Genomic DNA, 16459 nt, shown 5'->3' on the forward strand with positions numbered 1-16459 from the left:
TGCGAGCGCGGCTTGCCTCGGTACAATCGAACGCACTACAACGAAGCAACGCACCATGAAAGAGGACGACATCGTCGCCGCGTGGTCGGATCGGGTTCGTGCGGCCACGGCCGCGCAGCAGCCGATCCGCATCCGCGGCGGTGGCACGAAGGACTGGTACGGCCAGTCATTGCAGGGTGAGATCCTCGACACGCGCACGCATCGCGGCGTCATCGCGTACGATCCGGCCGAGCTGGTCATCACGGCGCGCGCCGGCACGCCGCTCCTCGAAATCGAAGCGGCGCTCGCCGAACACGACCAGATGCTCGCTTTCGAGCCGCCTCACTTCGGCCCGCAAGCCACGCTCGGCGGCTGCATTGCGGCCGGCATCGCCGGTCCGCGCCGTCATTCGGCGGGCGCGGCGCGCGACTTCGTGCTTGGCGCCGTCGTCATGAACGGCCAGGGCCAGGTGCTGACGTTCGGCGGCCAGGTCGTGAAGAACGTCGCGGGTTACGACGTGTCCCGGCTGATGGCGGGTTCTCTAGGAACGCTTGGGCTGATTCTCCAGTTGTCCGTCAAGGTGTTGCCGCGTCCGAAGGCCGAAGCGACGCTCAAGTTCGACATGAACGGCACCGACGCTGTCCGCAAGCTCAACGAATGGGGCGGCCGGCCGCTCCCGATCACGGCAAGCGCGTGGCGTCACGGCACGCTCGCCGTGCGGCTGGGCGGCGCCGAGGCGGCCGTCAAGTCTGCGCGCACGTCGCTGGGCGGCGAAGTGGTCGACGCCGTAGAAGCCGAACGTTTCTGGGCGGGTCTGCGTGAACAGACCGATCCGTTCTTCGCGGCGATCGCGCCGAAGTCCGCACTCTGGCGCCTCGCGCTGCCGACCATCACCGAGCCGCTGCAACTGCCCGGCGCGCAACTGATGGAATGGGGCGGCGCGCAACGCTGGTGGATCACCGACGCCGACGCGCAGACCGTGCGCATCAGCGCGAAACAGGCGGGCGGCCACGCGACGATCTTCCGCACCGGCCTCGGCTACGACCGCGGCGCAGGCGTGTTCACGCCGCTGCCCGCACCGCTGATGAAAATCCATCGCGGCCTGAAAGCTGCCTTCGACCCCGCCCGCATCTTCAACCGCGGCCGGTTGTACTCCGACTTCTGAGCGCCAGATGCAAACCAATCTCGCCGACTTCATGCGCAACACGCCGGACGGTGAAGAAGCCGACGCCATCCTGCGCAAATGCGTGCATTGCGGCTTTTGCACGGCCACCTGCCCGACCTATCAACTGCTGGGCGACGAGCTCGACGGTCCGCGCGGGCGCATCTATCTGATCAAGCAGATGGTGGAAGGCGCGCCCGTCACGCGCAGCACGCAACTGCATCTGGACCGCTGCCTGACGTGCCGCAACTGCGAATCGACCTGCCCTTCCGGCGTGCAGTACGGCAAGCTCGTCGAGATAGGCCGCAAGCTCACCGAAGAGAAGGTGCCGCGTCCGTTCGGCCAGCGCATGATGCGCCGGATGCTGGCGAGCTTCGTGCCGAACAGCACGCTGTTCACGCCTGCGATGCGGCTTGGCCAGCACTTCCGCCCGCTGCTGCCAAAGAAGCTGCGGGACAAGGTCCCGCAACGGCAACGCCAGCTGGAATGGCCGACGGCCACGCATCCGCGCAAGATGCTGATGCTGGCGGGCTGCGTGCAGCCTTCGATGATGCCGAACGTCAACATTGCAACGGCCCGCGTGCTCGACGCGCTCGGCATTCAGACCGTGATTGCGCCGGAAGCGGGCTGTTGCGGCGCGATCCGCCTGCACCTTGGCTACAACGACGAGGCGCTCGACGACGTGCGTCAAAACATCGACGCATGGTGGCCGCACGTCGAACAGGGCGCCGAAGCGATCGTGATGAATGCCTCGGGCTGCGGCGCGACGGTCAAGGAATACGCGCACCTGATGCGCAACGACCCCGCTTACGCGGAAAAAGCGCAACGGATTGTCGAACTGACGCGCGACATCAGCGAAATCCTGCCGGACTTCGAAGAGGCGCTGACGCCACTCACGCGCCGCCGCGCGATCCATACGGTGGCGTATCACCCGCCCTGCACGCTGCAACATGGCCAGCAGATTCGCGGCAAGGTCGAGCACCTGCTGAACGCGCTCGGCATCGACGTCAGGCTGCCCGCCGATAGCCATCTGTGTTGTGGCTCGGCCGGTACCTATTCGCTCACGCAGCCTGCGCTTTCGTACGCATTGCGCAACCAGAAGCTGGAAAAGCTGAAGGCACAGGAGCCACAGATCATCGTGTCCGCGAATGTGGGTTGCATTGCGCATCTGCAAAGCGGTACCTCCACGCCGGTCGTGCATTGGGTCGAACTCGTCGAGCACATGCTCGCGTCCTGATCGACAGGATCGGTTACGGACGGGTTGCGCGCAACCTGGCCGTCCGGCCAGGTCGTGACGCGCGGGCAGCGTCCGTATAATCCGATTCGTCGCCCCTCGCATCGGTACTCAACGTTTCATGCCCGATCTCGCTCACAATCTCGACGCCGTGCATCAGCGCATCGCCCTCGCCGCGCAAGTCGCAGGCCGCGATCCCGCTTCCATTGCGCTGCTGGCCGTCTCCAAGACGTTCCCCGCCGAAGACGTTCGCGCCGCGCATGCCGCGGGCCAGCGCGCGTTCGGCGAAAACTACGTGCAGGAAAGCCTGACGAAAATCGAGGCGCTGGCCGATCTGCGCGCATCGCTCGACTGGCATTTCATCGGGCCGCTGCAGTCGAACAAGACGCGCCCCGTCGCCGAAAATTTCGACTGGGTGCATTCCGTCGACCGGCTGAAGATCGCGCAGCGTTTGTCCGAGCAGCGCCCGGAGGCGCTGCCGCCGCTCAATGTCTGCCTGCAGGTGAACATCAGCGGCGAGGCATCGAAGAGCGGCGTGATGCCGGACGAAGCCCTCGAGGTCGCGCGCCAGATCGCAGCGTTGCCCAGGCTGCGCCTGCGCGGGCTGATGGCGATTCCCGAACCCGCGGGCGACGTCGGGCAGCAACGCGTGCCGCATCGCGCGTTGCGCGAACTGTTCGAAAAACTGCGCGCGGACGGTCTCGAACTCGACACGCTGTCGATGGGCATGTCGGGCGATCTCGAAGCAGCCGTGCTCGAAGGCGCGACCATCGTGCGTATCGGCACCGCGATCTTCGGCGCCCGCGATTACTCTCACTGAACTTCCGAACATCATGAAAATTGCCTTCATTGGCGGCGGCAACATGGCCGCTGCACTCATCGGCGGTCTGATCAAGCGTGGCGTTGCGCCGTCGGATATCCGCGCGATCGATCCCAACGAAGACGCGCGCAAGCGCAGCGAGCAGCAATTCGGCGTCGGCACGAGCGCTGCGGCGGATGCGTCGCTGCAATCGTTCGATGCCATCGTGCTCGCCGTCAAGCCGCAGATCGTCAAGGACGTCGCGGCTGCGCTCGCACCGCATCTGTCGGCGTCGCAACTCGTCATCAGCATCGTCGCGGGCATTCGCGGCGCGGACCTCGGACGCTGGCTCGGCGGTCACGCACGCCTCGTGCGCACCATGCCGAACACGCCGGCGCTGATCGGCATGGGCGTGACGGGACTGGTCCCGATGGAGGGTGTCGACGCAGCGGGACGCGAACTGGCCTCACAGGTGCTCGGCGCGGTGGGCGAAACGGTGTGGTTCGACGACGAAGCGAAAATCGACGCCGTCACCGCGATCTCCGGCAGCGGTCCGGCGTACGTGTTCTATTTCATCGAGGCAATGCAGGAAGCAGCCCGCCAGCTCGGCATGGACGAAGAGCAAGGCCGCGCGCTGGCCGTCGCGACGTTCACGGGCGCGGCGCAACTTGCCGCGCAGTCGGGCGAGCCGGCCAGCGTGCTGCGCGAGCGGGTGACGTCGAAGGGCGGCACGACGGCGGCGGCATTGGCTGCGTTCGACGCGCAAGGCGTGAAGGACGCAATTGTGCGCGGCGCACTGGCTGCGGATGCGCGCGCGCGTGAAATGGGCGAGGAATTCGGCAAGCAGTGATGCCGCTTGCCGTATGGCACGGGCGGACGGAGCAGCGATGCGCGTGCTTCGTCTCGCCGGCCGATAGCGTCTGGAACGGCTTCTAGAACGCCTGCGCCGCGTAATGTGCGGCAATGCCTGCGAACAACGCGCCGCCGAGCCAGTTGTTATGCCGGAACGCCGCGAAACACGGCATGCGCTCGCGGTCCTTGATCAGCGTGTAGTGATAGACGGCACAGCCCACCGCGGCGGCAAGACCGATCCAGTACAGCACGCCGAAGCCCAGCGCAACGCCGATGCCCACGTAGATACCGAGCGTCGCCGCGTAGCAGAGCATGATCGCCAGCACGTCGAAGCGGCCGAAGGTCAATGCGGATGTGCGAATGCCGATCTTGATGTCGTCGTCGCGATCTACCATCGCGTATTCGGTGTCGTACGCGACTGACCAGAACACGTTCGCAATCAGCATTACCCACGCGAGCAGCGGCACCTGGTTTTGTATTGCCGCGAACGCCATCGGAATGCCGAAGCCGAACGCAATGCCCAGATACGCCTGCGGAATCGCAAAGAAGCGCTTCGTGAACGGATACGTGCCCGCGACGAACAGCGCGGCCACCGACAACTCCTTCGTCAGCGCGTTGAGCGGCAGGATCAGCAGAAACGCGATCAGCGAAAGCCCCGCTGCCAGCGCCACGGCTTCCCATGCCTTGATCTTGCCTGACGTGATCGGCCGGTTTTCGGTGCGCTTCACATAACGGTCGAAGTCTCGATCCGCGTAATCGTTGATCGCGCAGCCGGCCGAGCGCATCAGTATCGTGCCGAGCGCAAAGATCACGAGCAAGGACAGCGACGGATGACCGTCCGACGCGATCCACAACGCGTTGAGGGTCGGCCACAGCAGCAGCAGGCTGCCGATTGGCTTGTCCATGCGGACAAGGCGCAGATAGAGCGGGAGTCGGGCGAACATGGCGGTGCGCGGAGAGGCGATTCCCGTATTTTAGAGCAGCGCGCGTGACAGACCCGTTCGAACGCGCAGGCACAAAGCAAAAGCCCGGCAGAATCCAACCTGCCGGGCTTTCATTGCCACATTCTGCAACGCGGCGGCAGACGCTTCATACAGCGCCCGCGCTATACCGCGACAGAGATTACGCCAGCATCGAACGCAGCATCCACGCGTTCTTTTCATGGGTCTGCATGCGTTGCGTCAGCAGGTCGGCCGTCGGCTCGTCGTGGGCCGCGTCCGTCACCGGGAAGATCGCGCGTGCGGTACGCACCACGGATTCCTGACCTTCCACCAGCTGGCGGATCATGTCTTCCGCGGCGGGCACGCCGTCCGCTTCAGCGATCGACGACAGCTTCGCGAATTCCTTGTAGCTGCCCGGCGCCGCAACGCCCAGCGCGCGGATGCGCTCGGCGATCAGATCGACGGCCAGAGCCAGTTCCGTGTACTGCGTCTCGAACATCAGATGCAGCGTGTTGAACATCGGACCCGTCACATTCCAATGGAAGTTGTGGGTCTTCAAATAGAGCGTGTAAGTGTCGGCGAGAAGACGCGAGAGACCTTCTGCGATTTTCTTGCGATCCTTGTCGCTGATACCAATGTTGACGTGCTGTACGGCTTCTTTCTTGGCCATGATGACTCCTTTTAAGAGTGATACGAACCGGTCTGCATGCCCGGAACTGCGCGTGTGCAATTGTTCAACGCTCGAACGCCCGCCAGTTTATCGTAGAACCGGCAACCGTTCGCGAGACCCAACGCCGCGCGGCACATGCCTTCCAGACCACATATGGCCATGCGCGATTCGTCATCCGTGGACGGCGTGCACCAGACTTGCGACGATCGTCACATAGCCACTGCCGAGGATCGCGAAACCCACCAGCTTCTGGAAAAGCAGCGGGCCGTTCGCCTGTTGCGCGACGCTACGGGCATCGCGAGCGTTACCTGCCTGATATCCGACTGCGTTCATCACCATCTGAACCATGATCTTTCTCCGTGTGGACGACAGCATGTTGCTGCCGTCCACTGACTGAAACGTTATTTCGCGTTCGCTTTTGCGAGCGCCTCGATTGCTGCGATCACGCCTTCCGCGTATGCCGGGTCGATCTTGCGGAAATGCTCGACCTGGCGCGCGACGATATCGGCGGGCACGCCTTCGATCGCCCGTGCGATGTTGCCGAACAGACGCTCGCGCTGCGCGTCGTCGAAGATCCGGAACAGCGCGGCCGGCTGGCTGTAGTAGTCGTCGTCCTCGCGATGGTTGTAGTGATCGACGTTGCCTGCCGCGAGCGGCGGCTCGATCGCGTTACGGTCCTGCGCGAAGTCGCCGAAGCGGTTCGGCTCGTAATTCACGTTCCCGCCAAGATTGCCGTCCACACGCATGCCGCCGTCGCGATGGAACGAGCGCACGTTCGGCGCGCGCGACGCGTTCACGGGAATCAGATGGTGATTCACGCCGAGACGATAGCGCTGCGTGTCGCCGTACGAGAACAGACGCCCTTGCAACAGACGGTCCGGCGAGAAGCCGATGCCCGGCACCACATTCGCCGGCGTGAACGCTGCCTGCTCGACATCCGCGAAGTAGTTCTGCGCGTTGCGGTTCAGTTCGATTACGCCGACGTCGATCAGCGGGTAATCCTTGTACGGCCACACCTTCGTGACATCGAACGGGTTGTAGCGATACGTCGCCGCGTCCGCTTCCGGCATCACCTGAATCTGGAAGCGCCACTTCGGAAAGTTGCCCTCGTCGATCGAACCGACCAGGTCACGCTGCCCGCTTTCGCGGTCGCGCGCGACCACTTGCGCGGCCTCGTCGTCGGTGTAGTTCTCGATGCCCTGCATCGACTTGAAATGGAACTTCACCCAGAAGCGCTCGTTGTCCGCGTTGATGAACGAATACGTGTGCGAGCCGAATCCGTGCATCTGCCGGTAATTCTTCGGAATGCCGCGATCGCTCATCACGATCGTCACCTGATGCAGCGACTCGGGATGACGCGAGAAGAAGTCCCACGCGTTCGTCGCGCTGCGCATGTTCGTGTACGGATCGCGCTTTTGCGTGTGGATGAAATCCGGAAACTTCAACGGATCGCGGATGAAGAACACGGGCGTGTTGTTGCCCACCACGTCCCAGTTGCCCTCTTCCGTATAGAACTTGATCGAGAAGCCGCGCACGTCGCGCTCGGCATCGGCGGCGCCGCGCTCGCCCGCCACGGTCGAAAAGCGCATGAACAGCGGCGTTTCCTTGCCGACATCCGCGAACACCTTCGCCTTCGTATAGCGCGAGATGTCGTGCGTCACCTTGAACGTGCCGAACGCGCCCGAGCCCTTCGCGTGAACGCGGCGCTCGGGAATCACTTCGCGATCGAAGTGCGCGAGCTTTTCGATCAGCCACACGTCCTGCAGCGCGACGGGGCCGCGCGGGCCAGCCGTCAGCGAGTTCTGGTTGTCGGCGACGGGTGCGCCCGAGGCGGTGGTGAGGTTGCGTTCAGACATAGTTATTCTCCGGGTGATCCTAAGGAATGCGGTCGTGCTGATTCGATGCTGGCTAATACGGATGGGGAGGGAACGTGCAGCGCGCCATCAGGCGGACAGCGCGCGATCGACGAGCAGTGAGAACGCAATCGTCCTGAAGCTGGACGCGTTGCTACCGCTCGATGTCGCTTGTTGCGGCGATGGGGAAACAGACTTGAACAGCGACGACGTGGATGGCTGCATGATTTCCTCCGTTTGTAGTGGTGGATCGCTAGGATCCATGGAGGAGATCTTATTAAAAACTATCGAAAACGACGATTTGATTAATTTTATGTATTCGATAGGCGCCGCCTCATGCAGAAGGCGGCAGGCGACGCATCGGCAGCATGGGCTACCAGGGCGTCGCGGAAACGGCAGTTAGTTGACGGCAGCGGGCAAATCGAGCTTCTTCACGCCCGGCAGGTCGCACGCCGCGATGGCGTCGCAGATCGCATCGATGGCGGGCATGCGCGTGAAGCTCTTGCGCCAGGCCAGCACGACCCGGCGGTCAGGCACCGGCTCGTCGAACGCCACGTAGCTGAGCAGGCCGGAATCGACGCCGCCCGCGTGCGGCTTCACTTCGTGCACCGACATGCGCGGCAGCACCGTAATGCCCACGCCGCTCGCGACCATATGCCGGATGGTTTCCAGCGACGACCCTTCGAAGGTCTTCTGGATGCCGTCCGCGTTCTGCGAGAAGCGCATCAGTTCGGGGCACACGCCGAGCACGTGATCGCGGAAGCAATGGCCGCTGCCGAGCAGCAGCATGGTTTCCTGCTTGAGATCGCTCGGATCGATCTTGTTGCGCGACTCCCACGCGTGACCCGACGGCAGCGCGACGACGAACGGCTCGTCGTACAGCGGGCGCAGCATCAGGCCCGTTTCCGGAAACGGCAGCGCCATGATCGCGACGTCGATCTCGCCTTGCTTGAGCAGTTCGATCAGCTTGAGCGTGTAATTTTCCTGCAGCATCAGCGGCATCTGCGGGACGCGCTTGATCATCTGCTTGACCAGCGTGGGCAGCAGGTACGGTCCAATCGTATAGATGACGCCCAGGCGCAGCGGCCCGACCAGCGGGTCCTTGCCCTGCTTGGCGATTTCCTTGATGGCGAGCGTCTGTTCGAGCACGCGTTGCGCCTGCGTAACGATCTGCTCGCCAATCGGCGTGACGCTGACTTCGCTCGTGCCGCGCTCGAAGATCTGCACGTTCAGCTCGTCTTCGAGCTTCTTGATTGCGACGGACAACGTCGGCTGGCTCACAAAACACGCTTCTGCCGCGCGGCCGAAGTGGCGCTCCCGCGCAACCGCGACGATATATTTCAGTTCGGTGAGGGTCATTGGGGACCAATCAGGGCGATAGATTCGATAGGTTTCTGTTATACACCTATGGGGCCAATTCGCCAACCTTCTGGCCGGATTCGGCCGTTGTGCGGCGCGCAAGCGCTTCCACCCCTGGCCTTCATCAGGCTTTCAGATATTGCTCGCGCGTGTTCAGCCAGCGCAAAAGATGCTGCGTGACGACGTTCGGATACTGCTCGAGCAGCGTCGCGGCCGCCTCGCGCGCCGGCTCGATCAGCCAGCCGTCGTTTTCCAGGTCGGCGAAGCGCAGCATCGCGGCGCCCGACTGCCGCGCGCCGAGAAACTCACCCGGACCGCGAATTTCGAGGTCGCGACGGGCGATTTCGAAGCCGTCGGTGGTTTCGCGCATGGTCTGCAAGCGGGCGCGCGCCGTCATCGACAGCGGCCCGGCGTACATCAGCACGCACACGGACGCCGCACTGCCGCGCCCTACTCGCCCGCGCAACTGGTGTAGCTGCGCAAGGCCGAAGCGCTCCGCGTGCTCGATCACCATCAGCGACGCATTCGGCACGTCGACACCGACTTCGATCACCGTCGTCGCGACCAGCAACTGCACTTCGTTGCGGCTGAACGCGTCCATGACGGTGGCTTTTTCGACGGGCGTGAGGCGCCCGTGCACCAGCCCGACCTTCAGTTCCGGCAGCGCGGCGACGAGCGTCTCGTAGGTTTCGACGGCCGTCTGCAACTGCAGGGTTTCGCTCTCCTCGATCAGCGGACACACCCAGTACACCTGACGGCCCGTCAGTGCAGCTTCGCGCACGCGTCCGATCACTTCGTCGCGTCGCGCGTCAGAGACCAGCTTGGTCAGGATCGGCGTGCGGCCGGGCGGCAGTTCGTCGATCGTCGACACGTCGAGGTCCGCGTAGTACGTCATCGCGAGCGTGCGCGGGATCGGCGTCGCCGACATCATCAATTGATGCGGCTGGAAGTCGCGCGCGCCGTCGGCCGCGTTTTGCGCCTTGGCGCGCAGCGCGAGCCGCTGTTCGACGCCGAAGCGGTGCTGTTCGTCGACGATCACGAGGCCGAGCCGCGCGAATTCGACCGCGTCCTGAATGATCGCGTGCGTGCCGATCACGAGCTGCGCGGTGCCGAGCGCGGCTGCTTCGATCGCGCTGCGCTTTTCTTTCGTCTTCAGACTGCCCGCGAGCCACGCGACCGACACGCCCAGCGGCTCCAGCCAGCCGCGCAGCTTGCGCGCGTGCTGCTCGGCGAGGATTTCGGTCGGCGCCATCATCGCGGCCTGATAACCGGCGTCGATGGCCTGCGCGGCGGCCAGCGCCGCGACGACCGTCTTGCCGCTGCCGACATCGCCTTGCAACAGGCGCTGCATCGGATGCGGCTGGGTCAGGTCCTGTGCGATTTCCGCGCACACGCGCTGCTGCGCGTTGGTCAGCGCGAACGGCAGCGTCTGTAGCAGACGCGTGACCAGTGATGCTTCATCGGTCGGCTCGCGCCGCGGCATCGCGGGCGCGGCGCGTGTGCGGCGCTCCTCGTGGGCGCGTTTGAGCGACAACTGCTGCGCGAGCAGTTCCTCGAACTTGATGCGCGTCCACGCGGGATGCGTGCCGTCGATCAACGCCGTCTCGTCCGAATGCGAATTCGGGTGATGCAGCGTGCGCACGGCGTCCATCAGTTGCGGCACGTCGAGCGGCTTCAGATATTGCCGCTCGACGGGTTCCGGCAGCAGTTCGGGCAGCGACGTGCGCGCCAGCGCGTTGTCGATTGCCTTGCGCAGATACGCCTGCGAGACGCCCGCCGTGCTCGGATAGACAGGCGTGAGCGCCTGCGGCAGCGGCGTGTCTTCATCGACGACGCGCACGGCCGGATGCACCATCTCCATGCCGAAGAAGCCGCCGCGCACGTCGCCGCGCACGCGCAGCCGCACGCCGATCGACATCTGCTTGACCTGCGAGCCGTAGAAATTGAGGAAGCGCAGGATCAGTTCGTCACCCGCGTCGTCGCGCATTTTCACCAGCAACTGGCGGCGCGGCCGATACGCGATCTCGTTGTCGTACACGACGCCTTCCGTCTGCGAGATGCCGCCCGGCAGCAGCTCGCCGATCGGCGTCAGCGACGTTTCGTCCTCGTAGCGCATCGGCAGATGCAGCACCAGATCGATATCGCGTGTGAGGCCCAGCTTGGCGAGCTTGTCGGCGGTTTTGGCGAGCGTGGGCTTTTTCGCGGCGGCGGGCTTTTTTGCGCCTTCAGCAGCGGGCGAGCCGGACTCCTCGACCACGTCCGTCTCCGCCTTGCTCCGCGCAGCGCGGCGCTTCCTGGGAGCGCTCTCGTCGTCGGTTTCTGGACGTGAACGGGTGTCGGACAAAGGCATGAGTCGCTTCGCAAGTACAATATCGGCTTCAGAAGTTTTACGGCCAGTGCGCGCGTGAGTGATGCGCGTATCCAGGGCCGCTGCGGCAATGTCCCGCAATCATAGCCGCTCGACGGGCGCTGTCGTAGACACTGTTGAATCAGCCGCGCGTTCGTCCGGGGGCAATCCCGTCAAGTACCGCATCAAGCCAGTCCGCATGTTCACGCTTTCCGATTTCGATTTCGACCTGCCGCCCGAGTTGATCGCGCAAGTCGCGTTGCCCGAGCGCAGCGCGAGCCGCCTGCTCGAAGTGAACGGGCAAACCTCACCCGCGACGCTCGTCGACCGCCGCTTCGCCGATCTGCCCGACTGCATCGAGTCCGGCGATCTGCTCGTCTTCAACGATACCAAGGTTCTGAAGGCGCGCTTCATCGGCCAGAAGGCCAGTGGCGGCAAGATCGAAGTGCTGATCGAGCGTCTGACGGGTGAGCGCACCGCGCTGGCGCAGATCCGCGCCAGCAAGAGCCCGGGCGCGGGCACCGTGCTGCGTCTGGCCGATGCATTCGACGTCACCGTCGGCGAACGCGTCGAGCCGTTCTACACGCTGCACTTCCCCGACGACTGCCTGACGCTGATCGAGCAGTTTGGCCGCCTGCCGTTGCCGCCGTATATCGAGCACGACCCCGACGCGTTCGACGAAACGCGCTATCAGACCGTCTACGCGCAGAATCCGGGCGCCGTCGCCGCGCCCACGGCCGGGCTGCATTTCGACGATTCGATCTTCGCGCGCCTGGACGCGAAAGGCGTCGAGCGCGCGACGCTCACGCTGCACGTCGGCGCGGGCACGTTCCAGCCGGTGCGCGTCGAGAATATCGACGAGCACAAGATGCACAGCGAGTGGTATCAGCTGCCGCAATCGCTGGTCGACAAGATCGCGGCGACGAAGGCGCGCGGCAACCGCGTGATCGCGGTCGGCACGACGTCGATGCGGGCGCTCGAAGCCGCCGCGCGCGACGCCGATGCCGCTGGCCGGCCGCTCGCCGCGACGAGCGCCGAGACGGACATCTTCATCACGCCGGGCTACCGCTTCCGCGTGGTCGACCGGCTGGTGACGAATTTCCACCTGCCGAAGTCGACGCTGCTGATGCTGGTGTCGGCGTTCGCGGGCATCGAGACGATCCGCGCCGCGTACCGGCATGCAATCGACGAGCGCTACCGCTTTTTCAGCTACGGCGACGCAATGCTGCTCACGCGCAACGACGACGCGCTTAACGCATAATCCCTCACCCGCCGCTGGGAGCCTTCCGGCGGCGCATATCACATTGCGCCGGACTGTTTTCCGGTTGCAAACGGAGTCAACAACATGACCGACGGTCATCACAACGCTGCACGCGCCGATCACGGCGCCTACCTTGGCGATCACGTTCGCCCCGATAACGGCCTCAAATTCGAGCTGCTCAAAACCGATGGCCAGGCCCGCCGCGGCCGCCTGACGCTGAACCACGGCGTAGTCGAAACGCCCATCTTCATGCCCGTCGGCACGTACGGCACCGTCAAGGCGATCCAGCCGCGCGAACTCGAAGAAATCCACGCGCAGATCATTCTCGGCAACACGTTCCACCTGTGGCTGCGACCAGGTCTGGAAACGATCGCCGCACACGGCGGCCTGCACGGCTTCATGGGCTGGAAGCGCCCCATCCTCACCGACTCAGGCGGCTTCCAGGTCTTCTCGCTCGGCGACCTGCGCAAGATCACCGAAGACGGCGTCACGTTCGCGTCGCCGATCAACGGCGACAAGCTGTTCCTGTCGCCGGAAGTGTCGATGCAGATCCAGAAGGTGCTGAACTCGGACATCGTGATGCAGTTCGACGAATGCACGCCTTACGCGACCAACGGCGTGGCGACCTCGCACAAGGACGCCGCCGATTCGATGCGCATGTCGATGCGCTGGGCGAAGCGCTCGATCGACGAATTCAACCGGCTTGGCAATCCGAACGCGCTGTTCGGCATCGTCCAGGGCGGCATGTTCGAAGACCTGCGCGACGAATCGCTCGCGGGGTTGTCGGAGATCGGCTTCCATGGGCTTGCGATCGGCGGGCTGTCCGTTGGCGAGCCGAAGGAAGACATGATGCGCGTGCTGAACCATATCGGCCCGAAGCTGCCCGCCGACAAGCCGCACTACCTGATGGGCGTCGGCACGCCGGAAGACCTCGTGGCGGGCGTTTCAGCGGGCGTCGACATGTTCGACTGCGTGATGCCGACCCGCAACGCGCGCAACGGCTGGCTCTTCACGCGTTTCGGCGACATCAAGATCCGCAACGCCACGCACAAGAACTCGCTGCGCCCGCTCGACGAGCAATGTGGCTGCTACACGTGCCGAAATTTCACGCGCGGCTATCTGCACCATCTGCACCGCGTCGGCGAAATTCTTGGCGCGCAGTTGAACACGATCCACAACCTGCACTACTACCTCGAACTGATGCAGGAAATGCGCGACGCCATCGACGCGCAGATGTTCGACGCGTTCAGGAAGCTATTTCACGAAAACCGGGCGCGCGGGACGGAACAAAGTTAACAGCCGCGTCGGGCGGCGCGTAAAAACCGTTCTCCCACATAGCGCGTCAGACATTACAATTAACTTTCGGAATATCGGCGAGACCCCTTGACAAGCCGTCAGGAAAACCCGTTCCGGGTGCCGTCCCGTAAATGGCCGGTGGTAGAATAACCGGCTGATTTTTTTGATTGTTATAACGGAGAGACCAACGTGTCGTTCATTACCGATGCCTTCGCGCAAGGCAGTGCAGCTGGTGGCGCCGAATCGAGCCTGATGAGCTTCCTGCCGCTGATTCTGATGTTCGCGGTGCTGTACTTCATCATGATTCGCCCGCAAATGAAGCGCCAGAAGGAACACCGCAACATGCTCTCCGCCATGGCGAAGGGTGATGAAGTCGTGACGAACGGCGGTATCGTCGGCAAGGTGACCAAGGTCGGCGAAGCCTACGTTGGCGTCGAAATCGCAGAAGGTACGGAAATCACCGTGCAGAAGTCGTCGGTGACGACCATTCTGCCGAAGGGCACCCTGAAGTCGCTGTAAGGCCTGCTCTCTCGCGTCCGGCGCGGCCTCGCGTCGATCGAAGCAAACCACGCATGCTTCTGCCCGCCGCGCTCATCGCCGGACGCATCGCTTTCAAGCCAACCTCCCGTTGGACCACCCCATGAATCGTTATCCCCTCTGGAAGTATGTCGTGATGCTGGTGGCGCTCGTCATCGGCCTCATCTACACGCTGCCCAATTTCTTCGGCGAAGCGCCGGCGGTACAGGTATCGAGCGGCAAGGCAACGGTGAAGCTCGATTCGACCACGCTGTCGCAGGTCGAAGGCGCGCTCGCATCCAGCCAGATCAAGCCCGACGACGTCACGTTCGACAATTCCTCGCAGAACGCGAACATCCGCGTGCGTCTGAAAGACACCGACACGCAGCTGCGCGTGAAGGACCTGCTGCAAAAAGCGCTCAATAGCGACCCGAGCGATCCGCAGTACATCGTCGCGCTGAACCTGCAGAGTGCGTCGCCGCGCTGGCTGACCGCCCTGCACGCACTGCCCATGTACCTCGGTCTCGATCTGCGCGGCGGCGTGCACTTCCTGCTGCAGGTGGACATGGCGGGTGCGCTGAACAAGAAGCTCGATTCGGACGCATCGGATGCGCGCACGCTGCTGCGCGACAAGGGCATCCGCGATGGCGGCGTGAACCGCGTCGGCCAGTCGGTGGTCGTCAATTTCGCGGACCAGGACGTTGCGGACAATGCGCGCAAGCAACTGACGACGGCAGTTTCCGAACTCCAGTGGGCGACGCAGCCGAATCCGGCAGGCGGCTTCCAGGTGGTGGGCACGTTCACGCCGGCCGTGCAGAAGACGGTCGAGGACGCGGCGCTCAAGCAGAACATCACGACACTGCATAACCGCGTCAACGAACTCGGCGTGGCCGAGCCGGTCATCCAGCAGCAAGGCTCCGACCGTATCGTCGTCGAACTGCCGGGCGTGCAGGACACGGCGAAGGCGAAGGACATCATCGGCCGCACGGCGACGCTCGAAGCGCGTCTTGCCGATCCGAACGGCCTGCATCCGAATCCGGGCGACCCGGTTCCGGCGGGCGACGAACTCTTCACGCAAGGCAACGCCGCGCCCGTGCTGCTGCGCAAGGCCGTGATCTTCACGGGCGACCGCATCATCGACGCATCGGCAGGTTTCGACGAGCATCAGCGTCCGTCCGTCAACATCCGTCTCGACTCCGCCGGCGGCCGCGCGGTGCGCAGCGTGTCGCGCGACAACATCGGCAAGCCGATGGCGATGGTGCTGTTCGAAAAGGGCAAGGGCGAAGTGCTGACGGTCGCGACGATCCAGTCGGAACTGGGCGACCGCTTCCAGATCACGGGCCAGCCGACACCGCAAGCCGCAACCGATCTCGCACTGCTGCTGCGCGCCGGTTCGCTCGCTGCGCCGATGGACATCATCGAAGAACGCACGATCGGCCCGAGCCTCGGCGCGGACAACATCAAGAAGGGCTTCCACTCGGTGGTGTGGGGCTTTGCGGCAATCGCCGTCTTCATGATCGCGTACTACATGCTGTTCGGTTTGATCTCGATGATCGCGCTGTCGGTGAACCTGCTGCTGCTGATCGCGATTCTGTCGATGCTGCAGGCCACGCTGACGCTGCCGGGCATTGCCGCTATCGCGCTTGCCCTCGGTATGGCGATCGACGCGAACGTGCTGATCAACGAGCGTGTGCGTGAAGAACTGCGCAACGGCGCGCCGCCACAACTGGCCATCCAGAACGGTTATGCGCATGCATGGGCGACGATTCTCGACTCGAACGTGACGACGCTGATCGCCGGTCTCGCGCTGCTCGCGTTCGGCTCGGGCCCTGTGCGCGGCTTCGCCGTCGTGCACTGTATCGGCATCATGACGTCGATGTTCTCGGCAGTGTTCTTCTCACGCGGCCTCGTGAACGTGTGGTACGGCGGCAAGAAGAAGCTGCAATCGCTCGCGATCGGCCAGGTCTGGAAGCCCGCCGCCGAAGGCGCAACGGGTTACCTCGACAACGCGGACACGGCAACCGACACGGCTCGCGCGATCGCTGCCGCAACGGCGCCGAAGGCAAAGCCAAAGGCCAAGGCGCCCGCCGGCGCCGCAAAAGCCCAGGCTGCCAAGCCGACGCTGCGCAACCGCAACGCGCCAGGTGGCACGAACAAACCGGGTTCATCCCGCTGAGTCCCGGAGAAAGA

Annotated in this window: 15 protein-coding genes; 8 read left to right on the top strand and 7 right to left on the bottom strand. The window is 64.1% G+C overall.

Annotated features, from left to right (window positions below; translation table 11 throughout):
• Nucleotides 1-55: 55 nt before the first annotated feature.
• From glcE to proC, 4 genes are all read left to right on the top strand, one after another.
• Nucleotides 56-1144, top strand: a complete 1089-nt coding sequence (gene glcE / locus PPGU16_RS13500) for a glycolate oxidase subunit GlcE (protein WP_180720427.1) — start codon at nucleotides 56-58, stop codon at nucleotides 1142-1144.
• Nucleotides 1145-1151: 7 nt separating this feature from the next.
• Nucleotides 1152-2378 (top strand): glycolate oxidase subunit GlcF, encoded by a 1227-nt coding sequence (glcF, locus tag PPGU16_RS13505; protein WP_180720428.1) that lies wholly within the window; start codon nucleotides 1152-1154, stop codon nucleotides 2376-2378.
• Nucleotides 2379-2496: 118 nt separating this feature from the next.
• Entirely contained in the window at nucleotides 2497-3195 is a 699-nt protein-coding gene (locus PPGU16_RS13510; RefSeq protein ID WP_180720429.1) for a YggS family pyridoxal phosphate-dependent enzyme, read from the top strand.
• Between the two features lie 13 nt (nucleotides 3196-3208).
• Nucleotides 3209-4024, top strand: coding sequence for a pyrroline-5-carboxylate reductase (proC, locus tag PPGU16_RS13515; RefSeq protein ID WP_180720430.1), 816 nt, complete (start codon nucleotides 3209-3211; stop codon nucleotides 4022-4024).
• A gap of 82 nt (nucleotides 4025-4106) precedes the next feature.
• Here the strand turns inward: proC and ubiA are convergent, their stop codons facing one another.
• The 7 genes from ubiA to recG form a co-directional block, all read right to left on the bottom strand.
• A complete protein-coding gene (ubiA, locus tag PPGU16_RS13520; protein ID WP_180720431.1) occupies nucleotides 4107-4970 on the bottom strand; it encodes a 4-hydroxybenzoate octaprenyltransferase in 864 nt (287 codons plus the stop codon).
• 178 nt (nucleotides 4971-5148) lie between these two features.
• Nucleotides 5149-5637, bottom strand: a complete 489-nt coding sequence (locus PPGU16_RS13525) for a Dps family protein (protein WP_007578627.1) — start codon at nucleotides 5635-5637, stop codon at nucleotides 5149-5151.
• 171 nt (nucleotides 5638-5808) lie between these two features.
• Entirely contained in the window at nucleotides 5809-5985 is a 177-nt protein-coding gene (locus tag PPGU16_RS13530; RefSeq protein WP_180720432.1) for a hypothetical protein, read from the bottom strand.
• A 53-nt stretch (nucleotides 5986-6038) separates the two neighbouring features.
• A complete protein-coding gene (locus tag PPGU16_RS13535) occupies nucleotides 6039-7493 on the bottom strand; it encodes a catalase (protein WP_180720433.1) in 1455 nt (484 codons plus the stop codon).
• An 87-nt stretch (nucleotides 7494-7580) separates the two neighbouring features.
• Nucleotides 7581-7715, bottom strand: a complete 135-nt coding sequence (locus PPGU16_RS43075; RefSeq protein ID WP_274599971.1) for a hypothetical protein — start codon at nucleotides 7713-7715, stop codon at nucleotides 7581-7583.
• Between the two features lie 174 nt (nucleotides 7716-7889).
• Nucleotides 7890-8849 carry a LysR substrate-binding domain-containing protein gene (locus PPGU16_RS13540; protein WP_180720434.1) on the bottom strand — a complete coding sequence of 320 codons (960 nt, stop codon included), beginning with the start codon at nucleotides 8847-8849 and terminating at the stop codon, nucleotides 7890-7892.
• 124 nt (nucleotides 8850-8973) lie between these two features.
• On the bottom strand, nucleotides 8974-11199 hold the full coding sequence (gene recG, locus PPGU16_RS13545; protein ID WP_180720435.1) for an ATP-dependent DNA helicase RecG: 2226 nt from the start codon (nucleotides 11197-11199) through the stop codon (nucleotides 8974-8976).
• Nucleotides 11200-11395: 196 nt separating this feature from the next.
• On the opposite strand from recG, the gene queA reads away from it, so the two are divergent.
• The 4 genes from queA to secD all read left to right on the top strand — a co-directional run bounded on the left by queA (nucleotide 11396) and on the right by secD (nucleotide 16445).
• A complete protein-coding gene (gene queA / locus PPGU16_RS13550; protein WP_180722633.1) occupies nucleotides 11396-12457 on the top strand; it encodes a tRNA preQ1(34) S-adenosylmethionine ribosyltransferase-isomerase QueA in 1062 nt (353 codons plus the stop codon).
• A gap of 84 nt (nucleotides 12458-12541) precedes the next feature.
• The gene (gene tgt, locus PPGU16_RS13555; protein WP_180720436.1) at nucleotides 12542-13753 is read left to right on the top strand and encodes a tRNA guanosine(34) transglycosylase Tgt; all 1212 of its coding nucleotides are present in this window, start codon (nucleotides 12542-12544) and stop codon (nucleotides 13751-13753) included.
• Nucleotides 13754-13942: 189 nt separating this feature from the next.
• Nucleotides 13943-14272, top strand: coding sequence for a preprotein translocase subunit YajC (gene yajC / locus PPGU16_RS13560; RefSeq protein WP_007578638.1), 330 nt, complete (start codon nucleotides 13943-13945; stop codon nucleotides 14270-14272).
• A gap of 121 nt (nucleotides 14273-14393) precedes the next feature.
• The gene (gene secD / locus PPGU16_RS13565) at nucleotides 14394-16445 is read left to right on the top strand and encodes a protein translocase subunit SecD (RefSeq protein WP_180720437.1); all 2052 of its coding nucleotides are present in this window, start codon (nucleotides 14394-14396) and stop codon (nucleotides 16443-16445) included.
• The last annotated feature ends 14 nt before the right edge of the window (nucleotides 16446-16459 follow it).

Source organism: Paraburkholderia largidicola, assembly GCF_013426895.1.
GTDB classification, from domain to species: domain Bacteria; phylum Pseudomonadota; class Gammaproteobacteria; order Burkholderiales; family Burkholderiaceae; genus Paraburkholderia; species Paraburkholderia largidicola.

Excerpts from the sequence above, each read along its gene's own strand:
- glcE (WP_180720427.1), top strand. The coding sequence starts at position 56 with ATGAAAGAGGACGACATCGTCGCCGCGTGGTCGGATCGGGTTCGTGCG.
- glcF (WP_180720428.1), top strand. The coding sequence starts at position 1,152 with ATGCAAACCAATCTCGCCGACTTCATGCGCAACACGCCGGACGGTGAA.
- PPGU16_RS13510 (WP_180720429.1), top strand. The coding sequence starts at position 2,497 with ATGCCCGATCTCGCTCACAATCTCGACGCCGTGCATCAGCGCATCGCC.
- proC (WP_180720430.1), top strand. The coding sequence starts at position 3,209 with ATGAAAATTGCCTTCATTGGCGGCGGCAACATGGCCGCTGCACTCATC.
- ubiA (WP_180720431.1), bottom strand. The coding sequence starts at position 4,970 with ATGTTCGCCCGACTCCCGCTCTATCTGCGCCTTGTCCGCATGGACAAG.
- PPGU16_RS13525 (WP_007578627.1), bottom strand. The coding sequence starts at position 5,637 with ATGGCCAAGAAAGAAGCCGTACAGCACGTCAACATTGGTATCAGCGAC.
- PPGU16_RS13530 (WP_180720432.1), bottom strand. The coding sequence starts at position 5,985 with ATGGTTCAGATGGTGATGAACGCAGTCGGATATCAGGCAGGTAACGCT.
- PPGU16_RS13535 (WP_180720433.1), bottom strand. The coding sequence starts at position 7,493 with ATGTCTGAACGCAACCTCACCACCGCCTCGGGCGCACCCGTCGCCGAC.
- PPGU16_RS43075 (WP_274599971.1), bottom strand. The coding sequence starts at position 7,715 with ATGCAGCCATCCACGTCGTCGCTGTTCAAGTCTGTTTCCCCATCGCCG.
- PPGU16_RS13540 (WP_180720434.1), bottom strand. The coding sequence starts at position 8,849 with ATGACCCTCACCGAACTGAAATATATCGTCGCGGTTGCGCGGGAGCGC.
- recG (WP_180720435.1), bottom strand. The coding sequence starts at position 11,199 with ATGCCTTTGTCCGACACCCGTTCACGTCCAGAAACCGACGACGAGAGC.
- queA (WP_180722633.1), top strand. The coding sequence starts at position 11,396 with ATGTTCACGCTTTCCGATTTCGATTTCGACCTGCCGCCCGAGTTGATC.
- tgt (WP_180720436.1), top strand. The coding sequence starts at position 12,542 with ATGACCGACGGTCATCACAACGCTGCACGCGCCGATCACGGCGCCTAC.
- secD (WP_180720437.1), top strand. The coding sequence starts at position 14,394 with ATGAATCGTTATCCCCTCTGGAAGTATGTCGTGATGCTGGTGGCGCTC.